The 25,344-nt window shown below is 69.0% G+C and carries 27 protein-coding genes and 1 pseudogene; 17 read left to right on the top strand and 11 right to left on the bottom strand.

Annotated elements, in window-relative coordinates:
- Positions 1 to 10 precede the first annotated feature (10 nt).
- From ACFXHE_RS36485 to ACFXHE_RS36495, 3 genes are all read right to left on the bottom strand, one after another.
- Positions 11 to 1,042 (bottom strand): medium chain dehydrogenase/reductase family protein, encoded by a 1,032-nt coding sequence (locus ACFXHE_RS36485; protein WP_379389219.1) that lies wholly within the window; start codon positions 1,040 to 1,042, stop codon positions 11 to 13.
- A gap of 81 nt (positions 1,043 to 1,123) precedes the next feature.
- Positions 1,124 to 1,687: a TetR/AcrR family transcriptional regulator gene (locus ACFXHE_RS36490; protein WP_379389220.1), complete on the bottom strand. Its 564-nt coding sequence runs from the start codon at positions 1,685 to 1,687 to the stop codon at positions 1,124 to 1,126.
- 47 nt (positions 1,688 to 1,734) lie between these two features.
- On the bottom strand, positions 1,735 to 2,430 hold the full coding sequence (locus ACFXHE_RS36495) for an NADPH-dependent F420 reductase (RefSeq protein WP_379389221.1): 696 nt from the start codon (positions 2,428 to 2,430) through the stop codon (positions 1,735 to 1,737).
- An 88-nt stretch (positions 2,431 to 2,518) separates the two neighbouring features.
- Between ACFXHE_RS36495 and ACFXHE_RS36500 the strand changes: the two genes are divergently transcribed.
- From ACFXHE_RS36500 to ACFXHE_RS36510, 3 genes are all read left to right on the top strand, one after another.
- Positions 2,519 to 2,905 (top strand): helix-turn-helix domain-containing protein, encoded by a 387-nt coding sequence (locus tag ACFXHE_RS36500; RefSeq protein ID WP_364620212.1) that lies wholly within the window; start codon positions 2,519 to 2,521, stop codon positions 2,903 to 2,905.
- 165 nt (positions 2,906 to 3,070) lie between these two features.
- Positions 3,071 to 4,321, top strand: a complete 1,251-nt coding sequence (locus ACFXHE_RS36505; protein ID WP_379389222.1) for a sensor histidine kinase — start codon at positions 3,071 to 3,073, stop codon at positions 4,319 to 4,321.
- Positions 4,318 to 5,007 (top strand): response regulator transcription factor, encoded by a 690-nt coding sequence (locus tag ACFXHE_RS36510; protein WP_154790977.1) that lies wholly within the window; start codon positions 4,318 to 4,320, stop codon positions 5,005 to 5,007. The genes ACFXHE_RS36505 and ACFXHE_RS36510 overlap by 4 nt, the downstream gene beginning before the upstream one ends.
- A gap of 106 nt (positions 5,008 to 5,113) precedes the next feature.
- Here the strand turns inward: ACFXHE_RS36510 and ACFXHE_RS36515 are convergent, their stop codons facing one another.
- The 7 genes from ACFXHE_RS36515 to ACFXHE_RS36545 all read right to left on the bottom strand — a co-directional run bounded on the left by ACFXHE_RS36515 (position 5,114) and on the right by ACFXHE_RS36545 (position 9,876).
- Entirely contained in the window at positions 5,114 to 5,470 is a 357-nt protein-coding gene (locus ACFXHE_RS36515; protein WP_379389223.1) for a hypothetical protein, read from the bottom strand.
- Positions 5,471 to 5,726: 256 nt separating this feature from the next.
- Positions 5,727 to 6,206, bottom strand: coding sequence for a hypothetical protein (locus ACFXHE_RS36520; RefSeq protein WP_379389224.1), 480 nt, complete (start codon positions 6,204 to 6,206; stop codon positions 5,727 to 5,729).
- A 22-nt stretch (positions 6,207 to 6,228) separates the two neighbouring features.
- The gene (locus ACFXHE_RS36525; RefSeq protein WP_379389225.1) at positions 6,229 to 6,684 is read right to left on the bottom strand and encodes an Ig-like domain-containing protein; all 456 of its coding nucleotides are present in this window, start codon (positions 6,682 to 6,684) and stop codon (positions 6,229 to 6,231) included.
- A gap of 178 nt (positions 6,685 to 6,862) precedes the next feature.
- The gene (locus ACFXHE_RS36530) at positions 6,863 to 7,408 is read right to left on the bottom strand and encodes a hypothetical protein (protein ID WP_379389226.1); all 546 of its coding nucleotides are present in this window, start codon (positions 7,406 to 7,408) and stop codon (positions 6,863 to 6,865) included.
- 56 nt (positions 7,409 to 7,464) lie between these two features.
- The gene (locus ACFXHE_RS36535) at positions 7,465 to 8,064 is read right to left on the bottom strand and encodes a hypothetical protein (RefSeq protein WP_379389227.1); all 600 of its coding nucleotides are present in this window, start codon (positions 8,062 to 8,064) and stop codon (positions 7,465 to 7,467) included.
- Positions 8,065 to 8,098: 34 nt separating this feature from the next.
- The gene (locus ACFXHE_RS36540) at positions 8,099 to 8,848 is read right to left on the bottom strand and encodes a hypothetical protein (RefSeq protein ID WP_379389228.1); all 750 of its coding nucleotides are present in this window, start codon (positions 8,846 to 8,848) and stop codon (positions 8,099 to 8,101) included.
- Positions 8,849 to 8,955: 107 nt separating this feature from the next.
- Complete coding sequence (locus ACFXHE_RS36545) at positions 8,956 to 9,876, bottom strand: hypothetical protein (protein WP_379389229.1); 921 nt, start codon at positions 9,874 to 9,876, stop codon at positions 8,956 to 8,958.
- A gap of 65 nt (positions 9,877 to 9,941) precedes the next feature.
- On the opposite strand from ACFXHE_RS36545, the gene ACFXHE_RS36550 reads away from it, so the two are divergent.
- The 9 genes from ACFXHE_RS36550 (at position 9,942) to ACFXHE_RS36590 (ending at position 18,543) form a co-directional block, all read left to right on the top strand.
- Positions 9,942 to 10,934, top strand: a complete 993-nt coding sequence (locus ACFXHE_RS36550; protein ID WP_379389230.1) for a hypothetical protein — start codon at positions 9,942 to 9,944, stop codon at positions 10,932 to 10,934.
- Complete coding sequence (locus ACFXHE_RS36555) at positions 10,931 to 12,655, top strand: hypothetical protein (RefSeq protein WP_379389231.1); 1,725 nt, start codon at positions 10,931 to 10,933, stop codon at positions 12,653 to 12,655. Before ACFXHE_RS36550 ends, ACFXHE_RS36555 begins: the two co-directional genes overlap by 4 nt.
- 22 nt (positions 12,656 to 12,677) lie before the next feature.
- A complete protein-coding gene (locus ACFXHE_RS36560; RefSeq protein WP_379389268.1) occupies positions 12,678 to 13,598 on the top strand; it encodes a sugar phosphate isomerase/epimerase family protein in 921 nt (306 codons plus the stop codon).
- 99 nt (positions 13,599 to 13,697) lie between these two features.
- On the top strand, positions 13,698 to 14,594 hold the full coding sequence (locus ACFXHE_RS36565) for a thioesterase family protein (RefSeq protein WP_379389232.1): 897 nt from the start codon (positions 13,698 to 13,700) through the stop codon (positions 14,592 to 14,594).
- A 106-nt stretch (positions 14,595 to 14,700) separates the two neighbouring features.
- Positions 14,701 to 15,519, top strand: a complete 819-nt coding sequence (gene proC, locus ACFXHE_RS36570; RefSeq protein WP_379389233.1) for a pyrroline-5-carboxylate reductase — start codon at positions 14,701 to 14,703, stop codon at positions 15,517 to 15,519.
- Between the two features lie 212 nt (positions 15,520 to 15,731).
- Positions 15,732 to 15,974 carry a helix-turn-helix domain-containing protein gene (locus tag ACFXHE_RS36575; protein ID WP_045437601.1) on the top strand — a complete coding sequence of 81 codons (243 nt, stop codon included), beginning with the start codon at positions 15,732 to 15,734 and terminating at the stop codon, positions 15,972 to 15,974.
- A gap of 192 nt (positions 15,975 to 16,166) precedes the next feature.
- Entirely contained in the window at positions 16,167 to 16,268 is a 102-nt protein-coding gene (locus ACFXHE_RS36580; RefSeq protein ID WP_003402602.1) for a 30S ribosomal protein bS22, read from the top strand.
- A gap of 227 nt (positions 16,269 to 16,495) precedes the next feature.
- Positions 16,496 to 17,527: an NAD-dependent epimerase/dehydratase family protein gene (locus tag ACFXHE_RS36585; protein ID WP_379389269.1), complete on the top strand. Its 1,032-nt coding sequence runs from the start codon at positions 16,496 to 16,498 to the stop codon at positions 17,525 to 17,527.
- Complete coding sequence (locus tag ACFXHE_RS36590; RefSeq protein ID WP_379389234.1) at positions 17,524 to 18,543, top strand: lysophospholipid acyltransferase family protein; 1,020 nt, start codon at positions 17,524 to 17,526, stop codon at positions 18,541 to 18,543. Before ACFXHE_RS36585 ends, ACFXHE_RS36590 begins: the two co-directional genes overlap by 4 nt.
- A gap of 186 nt (positions 18,544 to 18,729) precedes the next feature.
- Here the strand turns inward: ACFXHE_RS36590 and ACFXHE_RS36595 are convergent, their stop codons facing one another.
- Positions 18,730 to 19,680, bottom strand: a complete 951-nt coding sequence (locus tag ACFXHE_RS36595; protein WP_379389270.1) for an HAD family hydrolase — start codon at positions 19,678 to 19,680, stop codon at positions 18,730 to 18,732.
- Between the two features lie 183 nt (positions 19,681 to 19,863).
- On the opposite strand from ACFXHE_RS36595, the gene ACFXHE_RS36600 reads away from it, so the two are divergent.
- From ACFXHE_RS36600 to ACFXHE_RS36620, 5 genes and pseudogenes are all read left to right on the top strand, one after another.
- Complete coding sequence (locus tag ACFXHE_RS36600) at positions 19,864 to 20,124, top strand: glutaredoxin family protein (protein ID WP_364620173.1); 261 nt, start codon at positions 19,864 to 19,866, stop codon at positions 20,122 to 20,124.
- A 323-nt stretch (positions 20,125 to 20,447) separates the two neighbouring features.
- Positions 20,448 to 21,212, top strand: a complete 765-nt coding sequence (locus ACFXHE_RS36605; protein ID WP_379389235.1) for a redox-sensing transcriptional repressor Rex — start codon at positions 20,448 to 20,450, stop codon at positions 21,210 to 21,212.
- Entirely contained in the window at positions 21,209 to 22,597 is a 1,389-nt protein-coding gene (locus ACFXHE_RS36610) for a glutamyl-tRNA reductase (RefSeq protein WP_379389236.1), read from the top strand. Before ACFXHE_RS36605 ends, ACFXHE_RS36610 begins: the two co-directional genes overlap by 4 nt.
- Positions 22,594 to 23,601, top strand: a pseudogene (gene hemC, locus ACFXHE_RS36615) (hydroxymethylbilane synthase); the annotation flags it as partial. The gene ACFXHE_RS36610 and the pseudogene hemC, both read left to right, overlap by 4 nt.
- Before the next feature lie 131 nt (positions 23,602 to 23,732).
- On the top strand, positions 23,733 to 25,295 hold the full coding sequence (locus ACFXHE_RS36620) for a uroporphyrinogen-III synthase (protein WP_379389237.1): 1,563 nt from the start codon (positions 23,733 to 23,735) through the stop codon (positions 25,293 to 25,295).
- Positions 25,296 to 25,344: the final 49 nt, after the last annotated feature.

Here is a 25,344-nt window from a genome sequence, read left to right on the forward strand (position 1 = left end):
GTGCGGAGGTTCAGGCTTCGCCGACGATGACGACTTTGCCGGTGACGGTGCCGGATTCGGCGAGGGTGAGCGCCCGTGCGGCCTCCCGCAACGGGATTCGGGCCGCGATCTGGGGGTGCAGCACGCCGCGCTCGGCGAGATCGAGCACCGCGCCGAGGTCCGCGGCGAGCTGGGCACGGAACCGGGCGAGCCGTCGGCGTCCGGCCCAGATGTTGTAGAAGGACGCATTCCGCCCGTTGGGCAGCGCGTTCCACCACAGCAGCCGGGCGAACAGCTTCAGCACCGGCAGCCGGGAATCGCCCTCCTCGTCCTTGGTGGCCGCGCTGCCGTAGGAGACGAGGGTGCCGCCGGGCGCCAGCAATGCGAAGGAGTCCACGATGCCGGGACCGCCGACATGATCGAAGACGGCGTTCACCCCGTTCGGCGCGAGCGCCCGTACCTGGGCCGCCACGTCCCCGCGATAGTCCACCGGCAGTGCGCCGAGCGCGGCCACCGCGTCGGCATTGCGTGCCGACGCCGTTCCGATCACCCGGATTCCGGCGGCGCGCGCCAGCTGCACCAGTGTCGAGCCGACGCCCCCGTTCGCCCCGTGCACCAGAATCGTCTGCCCCGCACGGGCCTTCGCCTTCCGGTGCAGCATCTGCCAGGCGGTGATGCCATTGACGACGAAGGTCTCCGCCGCGTCCGCCGCCAGCCCGTCGGGTACCGGCACCAGATCGCCCGCGGGCACCGTGAGGTGACTGCTCCAGCCGCCGATCTTGGTCAGCGCCGCGACCCGGCGGCCGACGAGGGCCGGATCGACCCCGGCTCCGACCGCGATCACCTCGCCGACGATGTCGTAGCCGGGCACGAATGGAAACGCCGGCTGGTCATAGTATTTGCCGCGTCGCATCTGCTGTTCGGCGAAGGACACGCCCGTCGCCTCCATGCGGACCAGCGCCTCGCCGGTGCCCGGCGGCGGCAATGCGCGGTCGGTGACGGTCAGGCCCGCCGGCTCGACGCGTCCCGGCAGCACTACCTCGGTGGCGATGATGTTCGACATCGATTTGTCCCTCTCAGGTGTGTGATTGGTCAATCACTCTATGGTTGAAAGAAAACGCCCTCGTCGGAGGGCGTGTGAAGGTCAGTTGAAGTGACGGATTCCCGCGGTCAGGGTGGCGGCCCAGGCGCCCTCGCCGGCGTCCAGGCCGAGGGTGGTGATCAGGTGGCACAGCTGTCCGTAGGCCATGAAGTGCTGCACCTGCTCACCCGTTGCGCCGGAACGGGTTTCGGCGAAGTCGGTAATGCGCTGCAGGCCGCGGCGCAGGGCCGCGGCGATATCGGGCGTATCAGCCGCGGACAGGGCGTGCACCTGCAGCATGAGCAAGCTCTTGTCCGCGATCAATTCGGCGTAGGCCCCGCCCATTTCGTGCAGCACCCGCTCCGGATCGCCGCCCGGTGTCCGGGCGGCTCCGGTGGCCAGCGCCCCCTCGACCCGCTCGAAACACCGGTCCAGCGCGGCGACGAACAACTCCACCTTGCTGGGGAACAGTTTGAACACGTACGCGGGGGAAATCCCGGCCGTCGCGGCGACGGTGTTGATCGGGGTCCCATGGAATCCGGTCTTGGCGAATTCGGTGATGGCCGCGTCCAGCACGGCTTCCCGCCGAATGTCCGAAGTCGAGAGTGCGATCCCGCGCCTGTTCATGTGAGTGACCGTACACTCACTCTCCGGTTCCCCGCAAGCCCACCGGCCTAATCGGCAACGGCGAAGGCGGACTCCAAGGGCGGGAACAGGGCTCGGGCATCGTGGCCCGCGAACCAGAGGCCGACGACGAAAGCCGAAGTCGCTTCGAGGTATCGGGCCTGGGCGAGGCCGCCCGCGTGGACCGGATGCAGCTTCAGGTCCGTGGCCAGGGCGGCCACCGTCGCCATGGCGTTCGGGTCGTCGCCGCACATCGGAACGGTCAGGGGGCGGCCCTCGAACTCGCGGTGCGGGCCCGCCCAGACCTCGGCCGCAAGCAGATTGAACGCCTTCACCACACGGGCTCCGGGCACGGTGGCCGCGATTCGTTCGGCGACAGCGGGTTCGGAGAGGGTGAACCCTCCGCTGTCGGGCGCGAAGGCATTCGTGCAGTCGATCAGTGTGCGGCCCGCCAGGGCACGCCGTCCGTCAGCTCCGTCCGCCGCACCCAACCCCGTCGCGTCCTCCGAGTTCGCCGCGGCGAGCACCTCGGCGAGGGCGTCGACCGGGACGGCGAGCAGTGTGATGTCGCCGAAGCGAGCGGCGTCGGTGATGGTGGTGGCTCGTGCGCCGTGGCCGATGGCAGCGACTGCCTCGTCGGCGCGGGCCGAAGTGCGTGCACCGAGCGCGATTTCGTGTCCGGCCGCGGCCCAGCCGCCGCCGAGGGCGCGGGCCATCTGTCCGGCTCCGATGATTCCGATTCGCATGTGAACTCCTTGGTCTGGCTTGCGAAATCGACGCTAGGGATTCCGATGCGCACCCCCGGGTGCCCAATGGCGGTGGCAGGCTGGATTCATGACGGCCGAGATCATCGAACCGGTGGAATTCGCGGAGTACGGCGGGCTCGAATCCGATTGCCCCGCGCGGCTGGCCGTGGACGTGTTCGGCAATTCGTGGCTGACTGTGATCGTTTACACACTTCGCGAGGGCCCGATGCGGCCGGTGGAGTTGCGGCGGGCGATCGGCGGCATCAGTCAGAAGATGCTCACCCAGACGCTGCGGCGCATGGAGCGGATGGGATTGCTGGAACGTCGCCGATACGCGGAAGCCCCACCGCGCGTGGAGTATTCGCTGACTCCGGCGGGCGCGGATCTGCTCATCCCCATCTTCGCGCTGGGGGAGTGGGCGGACCGCCACGGAGACACCGTCCGCACCGCCCTCTACGGCGACGCCGAGGACTGATCCGCGATCGCGAAAGTGGTTGCCGCAAGGGCGCTCAGCGGTCGAGACACGCTGGCCGAACATTGCGTAAACGCCGGGCTAACGAGGATGGAAGTGCCCATGACCTGCGTGAAACTTCCAGCACCCGGGGTTTGACCCCGCGTCGGCGACCGTACGATTCAAAGTGTGAGCGTTCCACAGGCCGTGCTTTTGGCAGTCCTGGCGGCCGTAGTCGGACTGGCCGTCGGAGGACTGCTCATTCCGTATGTGAACGCTCGCCAGGAGCGCCTGCGCGCCGCCACCGACACCGGGCTGACCATGTCCCAGGTCCTGGACCTGATCGTGCTCGCCTCCGAGTCCGGCATCGCCGTGGTGGACCAGTACCGGGACGTGGTGCTGGTGAACCCGCGCGCCGAGGAGCTGGGCGTCGTCCACGACCGCCTGCTCGACGAGCGCGCCTGGGCCGCGGTGGAACAGGTGCTGGCCGGCGGCCAGGATGTCGATTTCGAACTCACCGCCAAGATCCCCATGCCGGGCCGCGCCCGCCTCGCTGTCCGAGGGGTTGCTCGGCCGCTCTCGCAGGAGAACACGAACTTCGTGGTCCTGTTCGCGGACGACGACTCCGAGCAGGCCCGCATGGAGGCCACCCGCCGCGACTTCGTCGCCAATGTGAGCCATGAGCTCAAGACCCCGGTCGGCGCCATGAGCCTGTTGGCCGAGGCTTTGCTGGAATCCGCCGACGATCCGGACTCGGTGCGGCACTTCGGGGAACGCCTGCACGGCGAGGCCCGCCGCATGGGCAAGATGGTGACCGAGCTCATCGCACTGTCCCGCCTGCAGGGCGCGGAACGGCTGCCGGAACTGGAAGCCGTCGACGTCGACACCGTCGTCACCCAGGCCATCGAGCGCTCCCGCAACGTGGCCGAGGCCGCGGGCATCACCGTCTCCACCGACGCCACCAGCGGCCTCGAGGTGCTCGGCGACCAGACCCTGCTGGTAACCGCCCTGTCCAACCTGGTCGAGAACGCCATCGCCTACTCCCCGCGCGGCTCGCATGTGTCGGTGAGCCGGGCGCTGCGCGGCGGCTACGTCAATATCGCGGTCACCGATCGCGGCATCGGCATCTCCAAGGAGGACCAGGAGCGCGTCTTCGAGCGTTTCTTCCGGGCCGACAAGGCGCGCTCGCGTGCCACCGGCGGTACCGGCCTCGGGCTGGCTATCGTCAAGCATGTGGCCGCCAACCACAACGGTGAGATCACCCTGTGGAGCAAACTGGGCACCGGATCGACGTTCACCCTGCGTATCCCGGCCCACCCTGCCGATTCCAACGGGCAGGTCGACAAGAGACTTGCCACCGGTGTTCCGGTGGCCAAGAAGGAAAACGGCTCGCGCCCCCTCGGGCGGGCCAGAACCAACGGTGTGGAGGCAACCCGATGACGAGTGTGCTGATCGTCGAGGACGAGGAGTCGCTGGCCGATCCGCTCGCGTTCCTGCTGCGCAAGGAGGGGTTCGAGGTCACCGTGGTGGGTGACGGCCCGGCCGCCCTGGCCGAGTTCGACCGTTCCGGCGCGGACATCGTCCTGCTCGATCTCATGCTCCCCGGCATGAGCGGCACCGACGTGTGCAAGCAACTGCGCGCTCGCGGCAGTGTCCCGGTGATCATGGTGACCGCGCGCGACAGCGAGATCGACAAGGTGGTCGGCCTGGAACTGGGCGCCGACGACTACGTCACCAAGCCCTACTCCTCGCGCGAGCTGATCGCCCGCATCCGGGCCGTACTGCGCCGCGGCGCCGGCGAGGAACCCGACAACGGCAGCGAGACCAGCGTGCTGGAGGCCGGCCCGGTGCGCATGGACGTGGACCGCCACACCGTCCAGGTGAACGGCAAGGCGGTGACCCTGCCGCTCAAGGAGTTCGACCTGCTCGAATACCTGCTGCGCAATTCGGGTCGCGTGCTCACCCGCGGACAGCTCATCGACCGCGTCTGGGGCGCCGACTACGTCGGCGACACCAAGACCCTCGACGTGCACGTCAAGCGCCTGCGCTCGAAGATCGAGGCCGACCCGGCCAAGCCGGAACACCTGGTCACCGTGCGCGGCCTGGGCTACAAGCTCGAGGCGTAGCCCACCCGGACGACAAAGAACCCGCCCGCTTCGCATTCGCGAAGCGGGCGGGTTCGGCTTACTCCCGACCAAGTCCTTCGTGCGGCCCCCCGGCAGTCTTCGGTGCTCAGGCGTTGGGGTCGTTCTTCATGCTGTCGACCCACGCGGGGCCGAGGCCCGGCAGGTCCTGCTGGTCCAGAATGATCCAGCCCAGGCCCGGGTTGTCCTGCTGCATGCAGCCGTACCACGGCACGTCGGCGCCATTGCCCTTGCACGCGATGGTGTGGCTGGTGCCGTACGGGCTGACGATGATCTGCTTGCCGGCATCCTTGGCGCCCAGGACGGCGGGATCGTTGTACGCGACGAAGTCGGCGGTGCGATCGCTGTACGCATTGGGGTCGGCGTTGTCGGCGAACGCCTGCGGCGCGATGGCGAGAACGGCGCCTGCGGCCAGCGCAGTGACGGCGAGAGTTTTCTTGATCATGGCCAGGATGTCTAACACGCTCCGGTGAATTCGCAATAGCGGAACGATGTCGCGCATACTTCGGGCTATTCACATCCCGAGGTCATCGGACCGGAGGGGATGCGAAATATACTTCTGCGCAGCCTGATTCGTTTGTCGCCCGGCCGCACCGGTTGTTCACCTCCCGGATACCTGCGATCGCGTCACACAACGACGCGGACCGGGGTCGGGGCGTGCGCGCCCGCCGCGATGTGACAGCGGGCACGAAACCGGTGCGCTACGAGCCGGCGCTGCCGGTCAGCCCGCCGAGCAGGCCGCCCAGCGCCGAACCCGCGCTGCCGGTCCCGCCGCCACCGCCGGTGCCACCGCCGCCGCCCGGCTGGGACGGATCGGTCACGTTCACGATGATGGTCTTGGTGTTGCCGCCCTGCGAGGCGGTGATCATGTGCTGGCCCGCGGTGGTGGGCTTCCAGTCGATGCTGGAGTAGCCGATCGGCCACGGCACCTTGCCGGCCGGGGTGAGGCTGGTGCCGTTGTCCGACCAGTAGACGAGCAGGCCGATGCCCGCGCCGCTGAGGTTGGCGGTGAGGGTGTAGCCGGTGTTGATGGTGTACGGGGCGCTGCCGGAGATGGCGACCGAGTCGACCGTGGCGGCGGCCTGCGGCGCGGCCAGTACGGCGACGGCGGCGGTGGTCGCGAGACCCGCGACGCCCGCGCCGATCCGGCGGGCTGATTTCGATGCACGAATGGTGCTCATGCGGAAAGTCCTGTCTCGCTTGCTAGTTCGGCGTGGTGCCACTGCTGCCGCTGCCGAGCGGGCCGGCGGGCCCGAAGCCGCTGCCGGTGCTGCTGGAGCCCGAGCCGAGCGGTGCGTCGGCCACCTGCACGACGATCGACTGGCTATTGGGGCCCTGGGACGCGGTGATGACGTGCTGTCCGCTGGTGGTGGGCCGCCAGCTGATCGAGGCGTGTCCGGGCGGGGACGGGATCTTGGGCGGGCCGATCTCGTTGCCGTTGTCGCTGAAGTACACGAGCAGGCCGATCGAGGCGCCGCTGAGGGTGGCCGAGATGGTGTACGCCTTGTCGACCACCGGGTTCGTCTGGTCGATGCTGACCGTGTCGACCGCGGCCAGGGACGCGGGGGCCGCGACCACGGCCGCGGCGGCGAGAGCGGCGAAGCCGGTGATCCCCACGCCGGCTCGGCGCGCGCTGATTCTCGGTGGTGTGTTGCGCATGTGTTGCTCTCCTGTGCTGCCCCACGGGGGAGATGTGCGGGCTTCCGCACCCTAAGGGACCGGATGTGTGAAGCGTGGCTATTTCGAAAAAATAATCAAGCAAGCGTCCGCTTGGTCCTGGTGGGCGTGACGGGCCCCACCGGAAAACCCGTCACGCCGTACCCGAATCGGGTGGTTGCTAGCTGCTGCCGAACAGCCCGCGCAGCAGTCCGCCGACCAGGGTGCCCGCGCTGCCGCTCGCGCTGCCCGTGCCATTGCTGCCGGTGCCGCCGCTGCCCGGCGTGGTGGTGGTGGGGTTGCTGGTGGGCGGCGTGGTGGTGGTCGTGGTCGGCGGCGTGGTCGTGGTTGTGCCACCGGAACCGGTGCCGACATTCACGACCAGGGTCTGGGTGCTGTTGCCCTGCGAGGCCGTGATGATGTGCTGGCCCGGGGTGGACGGCGACCAGTCCAGGCTGGCCTCACCCGGCGGCCACGGGACCTTGCCGACCGGAGTCAGGCCGGCGCCGTTGTCGCTCCAGTAGATGAGCAGGCCGACCGACGCGCCCGACAGGGACGCGTGCAGGGTGTAGTCGCCGCCGACGGTGGGCGTGGCGCTGGAAATGGTGATCACGTCGACGGTGGCGCTCGCGGTCGGCGACATGGCCACCGCGACCGCGGCGGCAGCCGCGACGGTGACGCCGGCCAGCCCGGCCCCGACCACACGGCTCGAAGGTTTGCTGCGCATGGGTACTCCTGTGCTTCTCATGGTGTGCCCCAAGGGAATTTGGGGTGGGAATCGGATCAGAGCCCGAAGGGCAGGCCATTGGCGCTGCCGGTGCCGCCGCCGTTGCCCGGCGACGTCGTGGTGGTCGGCGGGACCGTGGTCGTGGGCGGGACCGTGGTGGTCGTGGTGGGCGGCACCGTCGTGGTGGTGGTCGGCGGGACCGTGGTTGTGGTGGGCGGCACCGTCGTGGTCGTGGTCGGCGGGACCGTGGTCGTGGTGGTCGGCGGCACGGTCGTGGTGGTGGTGCCGTCGCCGACGTTCACGATCAGGGTCTGGGTGGTGCTGCCCTGCGAGCACGTGATGATGTGCTGGCCCGGGGTGCTCGGGGTCCAGTCCAGGCTGGCGTGGCCGGGGGGCCACGGGACCTTGCCGACCGGGGTCAGGCTGCTGCCGTTGTCACTCCAGTAGACGAGCAGGCCGATCGACGCTCCGGAGAGGTTGGCGCTGAGGGTGTAGCTCGTGCCGACGGTCCAGTTCGACCCCGAGATGGAGACCGAGTCGACGCTGGCGTGCGCGGCCGGGGCCTCGTGCGTGGTCAGGACGGTGACCGCACCGGTCGCGATGGCCAGCCCGGCCAGACCCGCGCCGAGGCTGCGCCCCATGGGGGTGATTCTCATGAAAACTCCTGGATTTCAGGGAAATTGGTCTCGATCAGAGACCGAAGGGCAGCCCGTTGGCGCTGCCGGTGCCACCGCTGCCACCGCCGCCGGGGGTGGTCGTGGTGGTCGGGGGAACCGTGGTGGTGGGCGGTTCGGTGGTGGTGGTCGGTGGTGCCGTGGTCGTCGTAGGCGGAACCGTTGTGGTGGTGGGCGGTTCGGTCGTGGTGGTCGGCGGCACGGTGGTGGTGGTCGGGGGAACCGTTGTGGTGGTGGGCGGTTCGGTGGTGGTCGTCGGCGGAACCGTGGTGGTGGTCGGCGGTTCAGTGGTGGTCGTGGGCGGGACCGTGGTGGTCGTGGTCGGTGGCACCGTAGTGGTGGTCGGCGGGACCGTGGTCGTGGTGGTCGGCGGGACGGTCGTGGTGGTGGTGCCGTCGCCGACGTTCACGATCAGCGTCTGGGTGGTGCTGCCCTGCGAGCAGGTGATGACGTGCTGCCCGGGGGTCTTGGGGGTCCAGTCGAGGCTGGCGTGGCCGGGGGGCCACGGGACCTTGCCGACCGGGGTCAGGCTGCTGCCGTTGTCGCTCCAGTAGACGAGCAGGCCGACCGAGGCGCCGGAGAGGTTGGCGCTGAGGGTGTAGCTGGTGCCGACGGTCCAGTTCGATCCCGAGATGGAGACCGAGTCGACCGAGGCGTGGGCGGCGGGGGCTTCGTGTGTGGCCAGAACGGTGACTGCGCCCGTCGCGATGGCCAGCCCGGCGAGACCGATGCCGAGATGGCGGCCGCCCAAGGGGATTTTGCTCACTATGCGTACTCCTGTGCTGCGACCCGTGTGGGTAGGGGTCCGTCGCACAGTAAGGGAGCGGCAATGTGAAATTTGGTGATTTCAGAAAATTGCTGGCTAGTTCTCCGCTATTGCTGCGCGGGCTTCGCCTTCCGGGCCGCCTTCTTCGCGGGCGCGGCCTCCCGCTTCGCGGCCTCGGCGGCCTTCTCCTCCGCGATGGCCGTGGCCGGATGCACGGCCACGATGCCCAGGCCCTGACGGCGTTTGCAGTGCTGCGCCAGCTCGTCGTAGGCGGGCTTGCCGATCAGCTCGATCAGCTCGGGCGCGTAAGCCTCCCACACCGGGCGGGTGCCGACGTGCGCATCCGGCGAACCGGTGCAGTACCAGTTCAGATCCAGGCCACCGGGCCCCCAGCCGCGGCGGTCGTACTCGGTGATCACGGTGCGCAGGATCTCCACCCCGTCCGGCCGGTCCACCCATTCCTGGGTGCGGCGGATGGGCAGCTGCCAGCACACTTCCGGCTTCACGGTGAGCGGCTCCAGGCCCTTGCGCAGCGCCATGGTGTGCAGCGCGCAGCCGATGCCCTCGGCGAAGCCGGGCCGGTTGAGGAAGATGCAGGCGCCGTCCACCCGCCGGGTGCGCAGGGCGGGCTCGTCGTCGAGGTCGTCCTCTTCCAGATACAGCTTCTTGCGGACCCGGCCCTTCTCGTCGACGGCCTTGTCCATCAGCTGCCAGTCCTCGGGTGTGAGCATCTTCACAGCCTGGTGCAGCTTCTTGCCGTCCTCCTCGTCGGAGAGGAACGCGCCGTGCGAGCAGCAGCCGTCGTTCTCCCGGCCGTCGATGATGCCCTGGCACGCCGGAGTGCCGAAGACGCAGGTCCAGCGCGAGAGCAGCCAGGTCAGATCGGCCGCGATCAAATGCTCATCATTTGCTGGATCGACGAATTCGATCCACTCCCGCGGGAAGTCGAGTTCAACTTCGGGCGCCGGGTCGATCTTCGCCGCTGGTCGCAGCCCGGTCGGTCCGCTCGCCGATGCACCTGCCGTCACAATGCGGAACGCTAACAGCTCAGTCGCCTGGCCAGAAGTCCTGACGCACCCAGTACCGTGTTCTTGTGCGTCTCGGTGTACTCGATGTGGGAAGCAATACCGTCCACCTGCTCGTGGTGGACGCGCATCGTGGTGGACACCCGATGCCTATGAGTTCGACGAAGTCGGCGCTGCGGCTGTCCGAGAACATGGACGACCAGGGCCGGATCACGTCCGCGGGCGCCGCGCGGCTGACCGCGACGGTAGCCGAATTCGCAAGTATCGCAAAGACTTCCGGCTGCGTGGAGCTGATGGCGTTCGCCACCTCCGCGGTCCGCGAGGCCACCAACTCCGACGAGGTGCTGGCCCGGGTGCGGCGCGAGACCGGAGTCAATCTGAAGGTGCTCACCGGTGTCGATGAGGCTCGACACACCTTCCTCGCGGTGCGGCGCTGGTACGGCTGGAGCGCCGGGCGGATGCTGAATCTGGACATCGGCGGCGGCTCGCTCGAGATGAGCAACGGCGCGGACGAGGTGCCGGATGTGGCGCTCTCGCTGCAATTGGGCGCGGGCCGGCTGACCCGCGACTGGCTGCGCCACGATCCGCCGGGCAAGCGCCGGGTCGCGGTGCTGCGCGACTGGCTCGACGCCGAGCTCGTGCTGCCCAGCAAGCAGCTGCTCGAGGTGGGCCGCCCGGATCTGGCGGTGGGCACCTCCAAGACCTTCCGCTCGCTGGCCCGGCTGACCGGCGCCGCCCCCTCTGTTGCGGGACCCCGGGTGCGGCGTACTCTCACCAGTTCCGGCCTGCGGCAGCTGATTGCGTTCATATCGAGAATGACGGCCGCCGACCGGGCAGAATTGGAAGGCGTAAGTTCTGATCGGTCGCAGCAACTGGTGGCCGGTGCGCTGGTCGCGGAGGCGAGTATGCGGGCTCTGTCCCTGGACACGCTCGAAATCTGTCCCTGGGCACTGCGAGAGGGATTGATCTTGCGCAAACTGGATACCGACCTGGATAGCGAACCGATTACCGGCGGCCCCGACAGCGGCCTGTCGGGCCCGATCGAAACGGTGTCTCGATGACCGAGGATTCAAGCCAGCTGTCCGTCGCCGAGCTGCTGGCGCGGAACGGCCAGCAGAGTGGGGCCCCCGCCGGCGGCGGCGGGCGCAGACGTCGAAGCGGCCGTGGCATTTCCGTCGCGGAACTGACCGGTGATATTCCGGTGGTGAGCGCGGGATCGTCCTCGCACGCCGCGCCGGACGAGGACGTGGCCGAGCCCGCCCCGGTCGAATCGGACTATTCAAACTCTTCGAACTTCTCGAATCATCCTGATTATTCGAGCTTTCCGGATTATTCGGACCTGGTAGCCGCCGCATCGGGCAAGCCGGACTATTCACAGTACGACGCGGTACCCGATCCGGACCCCGCGTATTCGCCGCTGTCCGGGCCGATCTCGTACTACGACCCGCTGGCCCCCGCCCCGCAGCCGCCGTCCCTGCCGGAGCCGTCCCAGGACTGGTCCGCCGGTCTGGACTGGCCGCCGACCGAGAACCCGCTACCGGAGGCCCGCCCGAGCGGCGGCCGCCGCCGCAAGCCGGACCCGCTGGACTCCGATGTCGCGCTGGGCCGGTTGCCGGGCATCGAACCTCCCGCCCCGCCCGCCGCGCCGCGCGAGGGCGGTCGCCGGCGCCGCTACGACCCGGACGACGAGAACACCGAAGAGGTGCGTCCGTTCCGCGGCGACACCGGCCAGCCCGGCGACGGGGCCGCACACACCCAGTTCAACCCCGCGGTCCGCCAGCCCTTCGACGACCGGCCGCCGTACGAGGACCAGCCGCCCTTCGGCGACCCGGCCCGCACCCAGTTCCAGCCGGCCGCCCCCGCGTGGTCGCCGGTGCCGGGACCCGAACCGCTACCGCGCACCCCCGGGCAGGATCGGCCGCCCTTCGAGCCGCCGCAGGCCGCGCCCGCCGCGCCGCCCATGTCGCGCTCGGCGCGCCGGCACGCGGAATCACAGGTCCAGAATGCCCCCCAGGGCCCGGCCGTCGACCGCCGCGGCGGCGTCGACCACGGCGCGGCCAACGGGCTTCCGGAATGGTCCGCGCGCCGACGACCCGACGCCGATCCCGTCCGCGACCGCCAGGATCAGGCCGCGGTGCCGACCGCCGCGTGGTCGTCGCTGGCCGACTCCGATCAGCAGCTGCTCTCCGGGGAATCGGTGGCGGGTGATCTGCTCCGCGACGCCCAGCAGCGCGACGATCAACGCGCGGAACGGAATTCGCGAAATGCCGGCAAACGTCCCGGCGGCGGGCGCGGCCGTGCGGTGGCGCCCGAGCCGGAGCCCGACGACCACCTCACCGATTTCTACGAGCCGTTCGACGACTACGACGACTATGACGACGACGAGCCCGAGACCTCGCTGGGCGGGCGGCTTTCCGCGCTCACGCAGAAGGCCGGCTCATTCGCCCGCAAGAGCAAGAGCAGGAGCACCCGCGGCGCCCCGGCCCGCTCGCGCGCCGCGGTCCGCTCCGACGACGATGAGCATCGCCGGCAATGGCTGATGATCGCGGGCCAGAGTGTGGGCGCCGCGGTCGCGGGCATGTTGCTGTTCAAGGGCTTCGAACGCATGTGGGAAATGCTCCCGTGGGTGGCTCTGGCCCTGGCCATGATCGTGATTCTCGGCCTGGTCGCCCTGGTGCGGGTACTGCGCCGGACCGATGACATCTTCAGCACTGTGATTGCCGTCGTCGTAGGCGTCTTCGTGACGCTCGGACCGCTAGCCTTTCTACTCAGTACGAACTGAGCAGGGAGCAGCAGTGGGGAACATCGTGCAAGCACAGGGGGCGAGCACCGAGGACCGGGCGGGGCGAAAGGAAGTCCGGGTCGGGCTCTCGACCGCATCGGTGTATCCGGAGAACACCGAGGCCGCCTTCCGCTATGCGGCCGAACTCGGATACGACGGCGTGGAACTCATGGTGTGGGCCGAGCCCGCCAGTCAGTCCATTTCGACCGTGCAGCATTTCGCGCACAAATACGACGTGCCGGTGCTGGCGGTGCACGCGCCGTGCCTGCTGATCTCGCAACGGGTCTGGGGGTCGGACCCGATCGCGAAACTCACCCGCAGCGTGCACACCGCCGAGGCGCTGGGCGCGGCCACCGTGGTGGTGCACCCGCCCTTCCGCTGGCAGCGCCGCTACGCCGACGGCTTCGCGAAACAGGTTGCCGAACTGGAGAATTCGAGCCCGGTCGCGGTGGCCGTGGAGAACATGTTCCCGATGCGCGCCGACACCCTGTTCCGCGGCAGCTCGATCGAGCGGCTGCAGCGCCGCGGCGGCCCCGGCCCCTCCATCACCACCTTCAGCCCCTCCTTCGACCCCACCGATGTCGGCTTCCGGCACTACACGCTCGACACCTCGCACACCGCCACCGCGGGCGTGGATCCGCGCGTGCTGGCGGGCCGCATGGGTTCCGGTCTCACCCACCTGCACCTGGCGGACGGCCGCGGCGCCGCCACCGACGAGCACCTGATCCCGGGCGAGGGCACCCAGCCGGTGGCCGAACTCTGCGACATGCTGGTGCACAACGGTTTCGACGGCCAGGCCGTCATCGAGGTGAACACCCAGATGGCCCGCACCACCATGGATCGGGCCGCCATGCTCAACCGGGCGCTCACCTTCGCCCGCACCCACCTCAACCCCTTCACCCCCGCTCCCACCCCCGAGCCGACCGTCGCCCACCGCGGCTGAGAGCCTCGGCGAGGGTTGCGTGATTCATCCCACCGCTGGGGCGGTATGACCTGACCGTCCGTTTACGCTGTACAAACCGCGACAGTGGAAGGACAGCGGATGACAACGGAGTTGACCGTCGATCTCGAATCGGCGAGCGAACTGGCGAACGCGCCGTTCAGTCGCGTCTGCGCGCTGACCGAGGTCGAGGCGGAGACTCCCGAGCTCGGCCGCTACGCGGGCCTGATCGAATCCACCTGGACCATCGGCGACAAACTGCACGGCGGCACCATGGTCGCCGGCAGCGCGGCCGCCGCCACCGAATGGCTGCGCCGCATCGCGCCCACGCAGGCCGCCATGTTCCCCATCTCGGCCAGCACCGACTTCCTCGGCGCACCCGTCCCTGGGGAGGTCGAGTACGAGGTCCGCACCCGCAAGCTGGGCCGCCAGATCGCCCTCATCGACGCCAGCCTGATCCAGGACGGCCGCACCCTGGTGCACACCGCCTTCACCTTCAGCCACCTCGACGACGCCGTCCCGCAGTACGCCGCCGACCACGCCGGCGACATGCCCGCGGAACCGCCCGCCGACGCCCTCGCCTACGACGAGCGCAACCCCATGGGCAAGATCGTCCATGTCGCCCAGGGCTCCTCGGTCGTCATCGACCCGGCCTGGGCCCGCTTCCTCGCCGGCGAGAAATCCGAACCGCGCCTGCGCCTTTGGATCCGCCCCTTCGCAGGCGACGAACAGGACCCCGACGTCGCCGCCTTCTTCGCCCTGATGGCCGCCGACATGAGCCCCCCGGTCCCCATGAACCTCGGCCACTTCGGCTGGGCCCCCACGGTTCAGCTCACCACCTACCTGCGCCGCCGCCCGGCCCCCGGCTGGCTGCGCGTCATCGCCCACAGCCGCGAGGTCGGCAACCGCATGTTCGACGAGGACCAGCTCGTCGTCGACTCGACGGGCGCCATCGTCGCCCAGAGTCGCCAACTAGCCCTCATCCCTCAACCCCGCTGACCCCGCCCGTCGCGCTCGGTGGCCTTCGGCCGTCGTATGCCGAGGTGACAACTGATTTCGAGACGGTCGGAGGCCCGGAGAGGCGGGACAGCTAGCCTTGATCCTCATGACGAGGATTGCGGTTATCGGTGGGGGTCGGATCGGGGAGGCGTTGATCGCCGGTCTGCTCGAGTCCGGGCGGGCGAACAAGGATCTGGTCGTCGTGGAGCCGGTGCCGGCGCGGGCCGAAATGCTGGCCGACCGGTTCGGGATTCGCGCCACCGACGACATCGCCGATGCCGCCAAGTCCGCGGACCTCATTGTGATCGCGGTGAAGCCGAACGATGTGGACGCCGTGGTCGCCGAGCTGGGCAAGGCCGAACTGGGCGACGACCACGATCAGGTGCTGGTGTCGCTGGCCGCCGGCGTGCCGACCGCGCGCATGGAGTCCCGGCTGCCCGCCGGCTTCCCGGTCGTGCGGGTCATGTCGAACACGCCGATGCTGGTGGGCCAGGGCATGAGCGCCATCGCGCCCGGCCGCTACGCCCGCAAGGAGCAGCTGGCCCTGGTCACCGAGATGCTGGAGTCGGTGGGCAAGGTGGTGACGGTCGCCGAATCGCAGATGGATGCCGTCACCGCGGTGTCGGGTTCGGGTCCGGCGTATTTCTTCCTGATCGTCGAGGCCATGATCGACGCCTCGGTGGGCCTGGGTCTGAGCCGCGATGTGGCCGCCCAGCTGGTGACGCAGACGATGCTCGGTTCGGCGGCCCTGCTCGAGGAGTCGGGGCAGTCTGCTCCGGAATTGCGTGCGGCCGTCACCTCGCCCGCGGGCACCACCGCGGCGGGCCTGCGGGCGCTGGAGCGCGGTGCGGTGCGCTCGGCTTTCCACGATGCATTGGACGCCGCAAAACGCCGTTCCGCCGAACTCGGCGCGATCGCGGACTAACGTTGAAGGTGCGGCGAGTGCGCTCCCCGCATTCCAATACTGCTCGGTTGCTAGTTTGCTGCCGAAGGCCGACTCGCCACAGCAAAGGCTGATTTCTCACACCCGTCGCAGCAATCCCACTGGTCCCGCTAAGCTTCAAGGAGCACGTGCGTGTCTGTTCCGCCGGTGGGGAAGCCGGCGGCGCGGACGTGCCGGAGGTCAGTGGCGCAATGATGTCTGGAAACAGCCAAGCGAGGTCCGGAAACAGCCCAATCAATGCAGGATCCGTCATCGGCGGAGGAACTCAGTTCCTCACCGTCGCCGAGGTCGCGAATCTGATGCGGGTATCCAAAATGACGGTGTACCGGTTGGTGCATTCGGGAGAGCTGCCCGCGGTGCGGGTGGGGCGTTCCTTCCGGGTACACGCCAAGGCGGTGCACGACTATCTGGAGACGTCCTACTTCGACGCGGGGTAGTACACCCGGATAACCGATCGGCCACCCGTTTCGTTCGCCGGAGAGTGGCCCGGTAGCATGGACCGGCATCCTGTACGTGCCGGTGGTGCCGCCGGGTCCATTCGGCCCGTATCGGGTAGGGACTGTGCAGGGTCAGACAGTGTGCACCCCGCGGAAGCGGGGATGACCCGAGAGAACGCGAGGAACAACCCTATGGGTTCTGTGATCAAGAAGCGCCGCAAGCGCATGTCGAAGAAGAAGCACCGCAAGCTGCTTCGCCGCACGCGTGTTCAGCGGCGCAAACTCGGCAAGTAAGCCGCTGCGTCGTAGCTGGAAGCCCGTCACCTCAGGTGACGGGCTTTCGTTTTTCACAGGTGATTGAAGTCATCGTTAGATCCTGGTTAATACCCTTCGGATGGTCCCTACTGGCCGGTTACTCTGGGAGCGCGGGAATAACACAGCGGCGATATTTCAAGACATGGGGGCTGCGAGTGGGATCCGGAGTGGCAGGGACTCGGGACGGGCAGGCGCCCAGGGTGGTGATGGTGACCGGTGCGAGCCGGTTCTTCGGAGGCAATGTGGTGGCCCGGCTGGCGGCCGACCCGGCCGTCGAACGCATCATCGCCGTGGACGCCAAACAGCCCAGCCGGGAGCTGCTGCGCCGTATGGGCCGCGCCGAATTCGTGCGCGCAGATATTCGTAATCCGTTGATCCGCAAGGTTATCGACGGAAATCAGGTGGATACGGTGGTGCATCCCGCGGCACTGTCGCGCCCGCCCTCGGGCGGCGGCCGGGCCGCCATGAAGGACATGAACGTCCTCGGCGCCATGCAGTTGTTCGCGGTGTGCCGCAAGGCTTCCAGCGTGCGGCGGGTGGTGGTGCGGTCCTCCTCCGCCGTCTACGGGTGCAGCGCCAAGGACCCGGTGAAATTCACCGAGGAAATGAGCGCGCGCACGCCGCCGCGCGGCTGGTTCGCCCGGGACATGATCGAGGTGGAGGGCTTCGTCCGCGGGCTGGCCCGGCGGCGGCCGGATATCTCGGCGGCCATTCTGCGCTTTCCGCCGATCGTGGGGCCGCAGCTGGCCAAACGCGGTGTGCAGTATTTTCGTTCGCCGATCACCCCGACCATCCTCGGGCGTGATCCGCGCATGCAGCTGCTGCACGAGGAGGACGGCATCGCCGCCCTCGTCCACGGGGCCATGACGGCTCCGGGTGGGACCTTCAATGTGGCCGGTGACGGCGCGATGGCGCTGTCGCAGGCGATCCGCCGGGCCGGGCGGGTCGAATTGCCGGTTCCGTACGCGGTTTTCCGCACCGTCGGCCGGACCGTGATGGGCCCGGTCATGCGGGAGTTCACCGCGGAGCAGATCGACTACTTCCATTTCGGGTGTGGTCTGGACACCACCCGGATGCGCACCGAACTGGGCTTCCAGCCGCGCTGGACCACGGTGCAGGCGTTCGACGACTTCATAGGGGGCGCAGCGTTGCGGCCCGTGATCGATCCCACGTGGATCGACGCCGCAGAAAACAAACTTCTCGGCCTGCTCGGGGCCGGGACGGGAGCACACCAATGAGTGATGTAGCGAAGGTGATTCGACTTCACGACGTGGATTTCGAGACGCGGCACAGCCGGCCGTCCCGGGCATGGCCGGTGGGGGAACCGGCGCTCACTCCGGTGACCTCGCTGACCGATCGGCTCGCCGAAGCCGAAGCACGCCAGCCCAAGTCGCTGGGCGACCTGATCCGGGGGACCGTTGCGGACGGGGTCCGCTACACCGCCGACTTCGCGCGCCGCCGCCTGACCGGCGATTATCAGGTCGACGAATTCGGTTTGGACGAGCACCTTCTCGAATCGGTGATCCTCCCGATGCTGCGCCCGCTGTCGGACCTGTGGTTCCGGGTCGAGGTGTCGGGCATCGAGAACATTCCGGAGGTGGGCGGCGCGCTCATCGTGGCCAATCACGCGGGCACGGTGCCGCTGGACGGGCTGATGCTGCAGCTGGCCGTGCACGATCGGCACCCCAAGCAGCGGGCGCTGCGCATCCTGGCCGCCGATCTGATCTTCGAAACGCCGATCGTCGGCGGGCTGGCCCGCAAGGCCGGGCACACCCTGGCCTGCCCGGCGGACGCCGAAAGGCTGTTGCGCGCGGGCGAAGTCGCGGGCGTGTTCCCCGAGGGCTACAAGGGCATCGGCAAGCCGTATTCGGACCGGTACAAGCTGCAGCGTTTCGGCCGTGGCGGTTTCGTGTCGGCGGCGGTGCGCACCGGCGTGCCGATCATTCCGTGCTCCATTGTGGGTTCGGAGGAGATCTATCCGAAACTGGCCGATCTGAAGCCGCTGGCCCGCCTGCTCGGTATCCCGTATTTCCCGGTGACGCCGCTGTTTCCGCATCTGGGTCCGCTCGGTGCCATTCCCTTCCCGTCGAAGTGGTACATCGAATTCGGCGAACCGATTTCGACCGCCGGTTACGAACCGGCGGATGCGGATGATCCGATGACGATGTTCGAAGTCACCGATCAGGTCCGCGAAACGATTCAGGGGACGCTGTACAAGAATCTGATCAAACGCCGGAATCCGTTCACCGGCTAGCTTTTGCTCGCCCGCCTCCCCGAGAATTCAGCGGGCAGCTGCGAGCCGTTGACGTTGGGCACCCGTGCCGCCGGTCGGGTGCCCAGCCCATTTTGGTCGTACCCGGTGAGTTACCCCACCCTTACGAAATCAGTTGTCGCAGTTGGTATTTTTCTGCGCTGTGGCCGGCGGTGAACGGAATTCGATTCAGCTGGCCTTGGCTTCCCGCTTACGCGAGAGCACGGCCGCGGCCGCGCCGCCGGCCGCGCCGAGTGCCAGGGCGGTGGGCACACCGACTTTCGCGGCCTTGCGGCCGGTGCGGAAATCGCGGATCTCCCAGCCCCGGTTCTTGGCGACCTCGCGCAGGTCCGCGTCCGGGTTGATGGCCACGGCGGTGCCGACCAGCGAGAGCATCGGCACGTCGTTGTGGCTGTCGCTGTAGGCGGTGCAGCGCTTGAGGTTCAGGCCCTCGCGAATGGCCAGGGTGCGCACCGCGTGCGCCTTGCCCAGCCCGTGCAGGATGTCGCCGACCAGGCGGCCGGTGAACACGCCGTCCTCGCTCTCGGCGACCGTGCCCAGCGCGCCGGTCAGGCCCAGCCGCTTGGCGATGACCTGCGCCAGCTCCACCGGTGTGGCGGTGACCAGCCACACCTGCTGGCCCGCGTCGAGATGCATCTGGGCCAGCGCCCGGGTACCCGGCCAGATCTTGTCGGCGATGATCTCGTCGTAGATCTCCTCGCCGAGCGCGGCGAGTTCGGCGGTCGGGCGGCCCGCGATGAAGGAGAGCGCCTTCTCCTTGCCGGAGGCCATATCCGAGTGGCTCTCCTTGCCTGTGACCCGGAATTTGACCTGCTTCCAGGCCATATCGACCAGGTCGGAGGTCTTGAAGTACTTGCGCGCGGCCAGCCCGCGGGCGAAGTGCACGATGGACGCGCCCTGCACCATGGTGTTGTCGACATCGAAGAAGGCGGCGGCGGTGAGGTCATGGGGGACCGCGAGTGGCGGCATGCCGTCGTCCCGCAGCGCGAGTTCGGCGTCGTGCAGGGCGATGGCGGCGTCGGCGCTGGCCTCGCCGGCCAGGTTGGCGCGGACCTCTTCCTCGCTGGGACCGAACGGACTGCGAGTGATGCGGGTGAACTGATCCTGCAGGTCCTGCAGGCCCTGACCCCAGCGCGCCGGGAATTCACCGAAGCGGCCCGCGATGAAGCCCGTCCCCTGCTCTTTCGAACGTTCCGGCACCAGTACCTCCGCCTGTTAGCGCGAACAAGTCCACAGTAACGCCCGGGGGTGGCCGCAACGTAGACGGTGAACGACATATCGGAGAGTTGTTAGATGGTGGCTATGAGCGATTCGACACATGCTGTGACTCTGTTGACCCGCAGCGGCTGCGGCCTGTGCCACACGGCACTGGAACAATTGCGGCCGATCTGCTCCGAGTTCGGCATCGAGGTCGCGACCGTGGACGTGGACGAGGCCGCCGCCACCGATCCGGGCCTGCGCGCCGAATACGGCGACCGGCTGCCGGTCGTGCTGCTCGATGGGCGCGAGCACAGCTATTTCGACGTGGACGAGCCGCGACTGCGTGCCGACCTCGCGAAATAAGGCGCAATAGCCGCTTTTCGGGGGTTCGCGACGGCGGGCCTCCTTCGCCCCTTCCCACCGGTGTGTTGCGTAGCGGGTTCGCGCTGATGAGGGTTGAATGAAGCCGGGGCCGGAGCCCGCCGCAAAGTGACTGAATTCACCGACTTTGTGCAGGGCTTCACAAGCGGTTACGGTGGTGGCACGCGACCCGCCTTCTCGGGCAGCGGAAGCGACCCCCTGAACCTGACTCGACCTCGCCTGCAAGGACCGCGACGGTCTCCCGGCGTCGGGTCGACAAAAGAACCCGGACACTCACCCCCGGCCGGACGAGGAGCGCAAGCGACGTGACAGAGCAGCACGAGACGCCGCCGACTGGCGTCTCCAAGGCTCTGCAGAAGGACATCCCGCAGGCCACGGTGGCCCGGCTGGCCACCTATCTCCGCGTGCTCGCCGTACTCGCCGACGACGGTGTAGCCATCGTATCGAGTGAGGAACTGGCTGTCGCGGCGGGTGTCGGTTCGGCGAAGTTGCGCAAGGATCTTTCCTTCCTGGGACCCAATGGCGTTCGCGGCGTTGGCTATGACGTGATCAAGCTGCGCGACCGCATCGAGGATGTGCTCGGTCTGGCCGAGGGGCACCGGGTGGTGCTGGTCGGAGCCGGTCATCTGGGCCGGGCGCTGGTCGGCTACGGCGGTTTCCGCCGCCGCGGGTTCGCCATGGTCGGGCTGTTCGACAACGATCCGGCGGTGATCGGCACGACGGTGTGCGGACTGGTCGTTCGCGATGTCGCCGAATTGGCCGATGCCATGGACACTCTGGAGCCCACCATCGCCGTCATCGCGGTGCCGGACGCGGCCGCGCAGGGCGTGTGCGATCTGCTGGTCGAGGCTGGCATGCAGTGCATTCTGAGCTTCTCCGCCCTGGCGCTCGAGGCCCCCGCCACCGTCGAGGTGCGGCGCGTCGATCTCGCGGTGGAGATGCAATTGCTGTCGTTCGAGCGGGCCCGCAGCGCGGAATCGGCCGCAGAGGAAGCGATGAGCGCGGCCGCCGGGAGCCTGATGCCCCGGGTACCGATGACAACCAGCAAGGGAGCGGTGGTCCAGCCATGAGTGTGCTTCTCGTCGGGATCTCGCATCGCAGCGCACCGGTGTCGGTGCTCGAGAAGATCGCCATCACGGAGACCGACCGGCCCAAGCTGACCGACAAGATGCTGGCCTCCAGCCACGTCTCCGAGGCGATGATCGTCTCCACCTGCAACCGCATCGAGGTCTACGCGGTCGTCGACGCCTTCCACCCGGCGCTGGGCGAGATCGGCGAATTGCTCACCAAGCATTCGGGTCTGCCGCTGCCGGAGCTGACCAAGCACGCGTACGTCCGCTACGCGGAGGCCGCGGCCGAGCACCTGTTCGCGGTGGCCTCGGGCCTGGACTCCATGGTGGTCGGCGAGCAGCAGGTGCTGAGCCAGATCCGCGCCGCCTACGCCGCCTCCGACGCGCAGCAGGCCGCCGGGCGCACCCTGCACGAGCTGGCCCAGCACGCGCTGCGGGTGGGCAAGCGGGTGCACTCCGAGACCGGGATCGACCGCGCGGGCGCGTCGGTGGTGTCGGTCGCGCTGGATCGCGCGCGCATGGTGCTGGGTCCGCTGGCGGGCCGCACCGCGCTGGTGCTGGGCGCGGGCGCCATGGGCGGGCTCGCGGTGGCGCAGCTGGCGCGCGGCGGGGCGGCGAACATCCTGGTGGTGAACCGGACGCTGGAAAAGGCGCAGCGGCTGGCCAATACGGCCACCACCATGCACGGTGTACCGGCCGAGGCCATCGAGATGGACCGGCTGGCCGAGGCGATGGCCGCCGCCGATGTGGTGGTCACCTGTACCGGCGCGGTCGGCACCGTGGTGACGCTGGCGGACGTGCATCGCGCGCTGGCCGCCAAGACCGGCTCGGAGGAGCTGGTTATCTGCGATCTGGGCCTGCCCCGCGATGTGGACCACGCGGTGGCCGGGCTGCCGGGCGTGACCGTCATCGACATGGAGACGCTGCAGCGCGATCCGTCGGCCGGCGCGGCCGCCGACGACACCGCCGCCGCGCGCACCATCGTCGCCGACGAACTCGCGAAATACCTTGCTGGACAGCGCATGGCCGAGGTCACCCCGACCGTGGCCGCACTGCGCCAGATGGCCGCCGACGTGGTCGAGGCCGAGCTGCTGCGGCTGGATTCCCGACTACCGGGACTCGAATCCACCGAACGCGACGAGGTGGCCCGTACCGTGCGACGGGTGGTCGACAAGCTGCTGCACGCGCCGACGGTGCGGGTCAAACAGCTGGCGTCCACGCCCGGCGGCGACAGCTACGCCGAGGCGCTGCGCGAGCTTTTCGAACTGAAACCCGGTGCGGCACAAGCGGTTGCCGCGCCGATGGAGATCTCCGCCCTGCAGGGCGAACTGGCCGACGATTTCACCGCCGCTCACCCGGGCGACGAACAGGGGCACACCGCATGACCGGAGCAATGGTGCACGAGAACGAGACAACCGTCCCCTCCACGGAGCGGATCGTTGGCCGCGGAACCGTCGAGGCGCCCTGGCGCATCGGTACCCGCGGCAGTCTGCTGGCCCTGACCCAGGCCGGGCATGTGCGCGACGCCCTGATCGCCAACGGCCAGCAGGCCGAGCTGGTCATCGTGAAGACCGCCGGTGACCAGAACGCCACCGATCCGGTGCAGAAGATCGGGGTGGGTGTCTTCACCGCCGCGCTGCGCGAGGAATTGGCCGCGGGCACGGTCGACATCGCGGTGCACTCCTACAAGGACCTGCCGACCGCGCAGGATCCGCGCTTCGACATCGCGGCCATCCCGGCCCGCCAGGATCCGCGCGACGCGCTGGTGGCGCGCGACGGCCTGGTGCTCGGTGAGCTGCCCGCGGGCGCGAAGGTCGGCACCTCCGCGCCGCGCCGGTCCGCGCAGTTGAAGGCGCTGGGCCTCGGCATCGAGATCGTGCCGTTGCGCGGCAATCTCGATACCCGCATCTCCAAAGTTACTTCCGGTGAATTGGATGCCGTCGTGGTGGCGCGGGCCGGGCTGGCTCGCATCGACCGCCTCGACGCCGTCACCGAATCGCTCGAACCGGTGCAGATGCTGCCGGCCCCGGCGCAGGGCGCGCTGGCGGTCGAATGCCGCAGCGCCGATACCGAACTCGTGACCATCCTGTCGGCTCTCGACGATCTCGGCACCCGTGCCGCGATCACCGCGGAGCGGGCATTGCTGGCCGAACTGGAGGCCGGCTGTACCGCACCGATCGGTGCGCTGGCGGAGGTCGTCGAATCGCTCGACGACGACGGCCGGGTGGTGGAGGAGTTGTCGCTGCGCGCCTGCGCGGCGGCGATCGACGGCTCGGATGTGATCCGGGCTTCAGTGGTCGGCTCGGTCGCGGATGCCGCGGACCTGGGTCGCGCACTGGCGCGCGAGCTCTTGGAGCTGGGGGCGCGCGAACTGCTCAGCGTCATAGAGGAATCCGCTGAGCTCACCGACGACAGCAATCCCAGCCCAATGGAGAACCAACCCATGAGCGAGCGCAGCGAGCGAATCATCAGCACAGCGCCTTCGGGCACGGTTGCGCCGAGCGCTAGCGAGGTGCAGCCGTGAGCCGAGTGACGAAGAAGAATCCCGGTCGGATCCTTTTCGTGGGGTCCGGGCCTGGTGACCCGGCGCTGCTCACCGTGCGGGCCCGCGAGGTGCTCGGCCGGGCGACGCTGGCGTTCACCGATCCCGATGTCGACAAGGGTGTGCTCGCCCTGATCGGCACCGCGGTCGAGGAGAACCCAGACGGGACCCGTCCCGTCGACGTGCGTCCCGCGCTCGGTGACGCCGCCGAGGTGGCCAAGACGCTGATCGCCGAGGCGCGCAATGGTTCCGACGTGGTGCGCCTGGTCTCCGGCGACCCGATGACCACCGATTCGGTCATCCACGAGATCAACGCCGTCACCCGCTCGCACCTGAACTTCGAGGTGCTGCCGGGTCTTTCGGCCGGCACCACCGTCCCCGCCTACGCGGGCATCGAAATCGGTTCCAGCCACACCGAGGTGGATGTGCGCGGCGAGGTGGACTGGGCGGCCGTGGCGGCCGCGCCGGGCCCGCTGGTGCTGCACGCCACCTCCGGGCACCTGGCCGAGACCGCGTCGGCGCTGGTCGAGCACGGCATGGCGCCGCAGACGCCGGTCGCGGTGACCGTGCGCGGCACCACCCGGCAGCAGCGCACCATCGACGCCACGCTGGCGACCCTGAACAATGCCGCCTCCGAACTGGTCGGCCCGCTGGTGGTCACGGTCGGCAAGGAGGTGGAGAAGCGCGCCAAGACCTCCTGGTGGGAGTCGCGGGCCCTGTACGGCTGGACCGTGCTGGTGCCGCGCACCAAGGAGCAGGCCGGTGAGATGAGCGAGAAGCTCGTCATGCACGGGGCCATCCCGATGGAGGTGCCGACCATCGCGGTCGAGCCGCCGCGCAGTCCGGCGCAGATGGAGCGCGCGGTCAAGGGTCTGGTCGACGGCCGGTACCAGTGGGTGGTGTTCACCTCCACCAACGCGGTGCGCGCGGTGTGGGAGAAGTTCGGCGAATTCGGCCTGGACGCCCGCGCTTTCAGCGGCGTGAAGATCGCCTGCGTCGGTGAGGCCACCGCGGAGAAGGTGCGCTCCTTCGGCATCAACCCGGAGCTGGTGCCCAGCGGTGAGCAGTCCTCCGAGGGCCTGCTGGCCGATTTCCCGCCCTACGACGACGTTTTCGACCCGGTCAACCGGGTGCTGCTGCCGCGCGCGGACATCGCCACCGAGACCCTCGCCGAGGGCCTGCGCGACCGCGGCTGGGAGATCGACGACGTCACCGCCTACCGCACCGTGCGGGCGTCGCCGCCGCCCGCGGAGACCCGCGAGATGATCAAGACCGGCGGTTTCGACGCGGTGCTGTTCACCTCGTCCTCCACCGTCCGGAACCTGGTCGGCATCGCCGGCAAGCCGCACGCCCGCACCATCGTGGCCTGCATCGGCCCCAAGACGGCCGAGACCGCAATCGAATTCGGCCTGCGCGTGGACGTGCAGCCCGAGATCGCCCAGGTCGGCCCGCTCGTCGAGGCGCTCGCCGAGCACGCCGCCCACCTGCGCGCCGAGGGCCTGCTGCCCCCGCCCCGCAAGAAGAGCCGCCGCAGCCGCTAGCGCTCGCGGCCGGGCCCGGCGGTATCGCCGTGTTCGTCAGCCGGAACCG

It is taken from the genome of Nocardia sp. NPDC059229 (assembly GCF_042754165.1).
In the GTDB taxonomy this organism is placed as follows: Bacteria; Actinomycetota; Actinomycetes; order Mycobacteriales; family Mycobacteriaceae; genus Nocardia.

What these genes read in the sequence shown, in the direction of transcription:
- ACFXHE_RS36485 (WP_379389219.1), bottom strand. Translation starts at nt 1,042, where the DNA reads ATGTCGAACATCATCGCCACCGAGGTAGTGCTGCCGGGACGCGTCGAG.
- ACFXHE_RS36490 (WP_379389220.1), bottom strand. Translation starts at nt 1,687, where the DNA reads ATGAACAGGCGCGGGATCGCACTCTCGACTTCGGACATTCGGCGGGAA.
- ACFXHE_RS36495 (WP_379389221.1), bottom strand. Translation starts at nt 2,430, where the DNA reads ATGCGAATCGGAATCATCGGAGCCGGACAGATGGCCCGCGCCCTCGGC.
- ACFXHE_RS36500 (WP_364620212.1), top strand. Translation starts at nt 2,519, where the DNA reads ATGACGGCCGAGATCATCGAACCGGTGGAATTCGCGGAGTACGGCGGG.
- ACFXHE_RS36510 (WP_154790977.1), top strand. Translation starts at nt 4,318, where the DNA reads ATGACGAGTGTGCTGATCGTCGAGGACGAGGAGTCGCTGGCCGATCCG.
- ACFXHE_RS36515 (WP_379389223.1), bottom strand. Translation starts at nt 5,470, where the DNA reads ATGATCAAGAAAACTCTCGCCGTCACTGCGCTGGCCGCAGGCGCCGTT.
- ACFXHE_RS36520 (WP_379389224.1), bottom strand. Translation starts at nt 6,206, where the DNA reads ATGAGCACCATTCGTGCATCGAAATCAGCCCGCCGGATCGGCGCGGGC.
- ACFXHE_RS36525 (WP_379389225.1), bottom strand. Translation starts at nt 6,684, where the DNA reads ATGCGCAACACACCACCGAGAATCAGCGCGCGCCGAGCCGGCGTGGGG.
- ACFXHE_RS36530 (WP_379389226.1), bottom strand. Translation starts at nt 7,408, where the DNA reads ATGCGCAGCAAACCTTCGAGCCGTGTGGTCGGGGCCGGGCTGGCCGGC.
- ACFXHE_RS36535 (WP_379389227.1), bottom strand. Translation starts at nt 8,064, where the DNA reads ATGAGAATCACCCCCATGGGGCGCAGCCTCGGCGCGGGTCTGGCCGGG.
- ACFXHE_RS36555 (WP_379389231.1), top strand. Translation starts at nt 10,931, where the DNA reads ATGACCGAGGATTCAAGCCAGCTGTCCGTCGCCGAGCTGCTGGCGCGG.
- ACFXHE_RS36565 (WP_379389232.1), top strand. Translation starts at nt 13,698, where the DNA reads ATGACAACGGAGTTGACCGTCGATCTCGAATCGGCGAGCGAACTGGCG.
- proC (WP_379389233.1), top strand. Translation starts at nt 14,701, where the DNA reads ATGACGAGGATTGCGGTTATCGGTGGGGGTCGGATCGGGGAGGCGTTG.
- ACFXHE_RS36575 (WP_045437601.1), top strand. Translation starts at nt 15,732, where the DNA reads ATGTCTGGAAACAGCCAAGCGAGGTCCGGAAACAGCCCAATCAATGCA.
- ACFXHE_RS36580 (WP_003402602.1), top strand. Translation starts at nt 16,167, where the DNA reads ATGGGTTCTGTGATCAAGAAGCGCCGCAAGCGCATGTCGAAGAAGAAG.
- ACFXHE_RS36585 (WP_379389269.1), top strand. Translation starts at nt 16,496, where the DNA reads ATGGTGACCGGTGCGAGCCGGTTCTTCGGAGGCAATGTGGTGGCCCGG.
- ACFXHE_RS36590 (WP_379389234.1), top strand. Translation starts at nt 17,524, where the DNA reads ATGAGTGATGTAGCGAAGGTGATTCGACTTCACGACGTGGATTTCGAG.
- ACFXHE_RS36600 (WP_364620173.1), top strand. Translation starts at nt 19,864, where the DNA reads ATGAGCGATTCGACACATGCTGTGACTCTGTTGACCCGCAGCGGCTGC.
- ACFXHE_RS36610 (WP_379389236.1), top strand. Translation starts at nt 21,209, where the DNA reads ATGAGTGTGCTTCTCGTCGGGATCTCGCATCGCAGCGCACCGGTGTCG.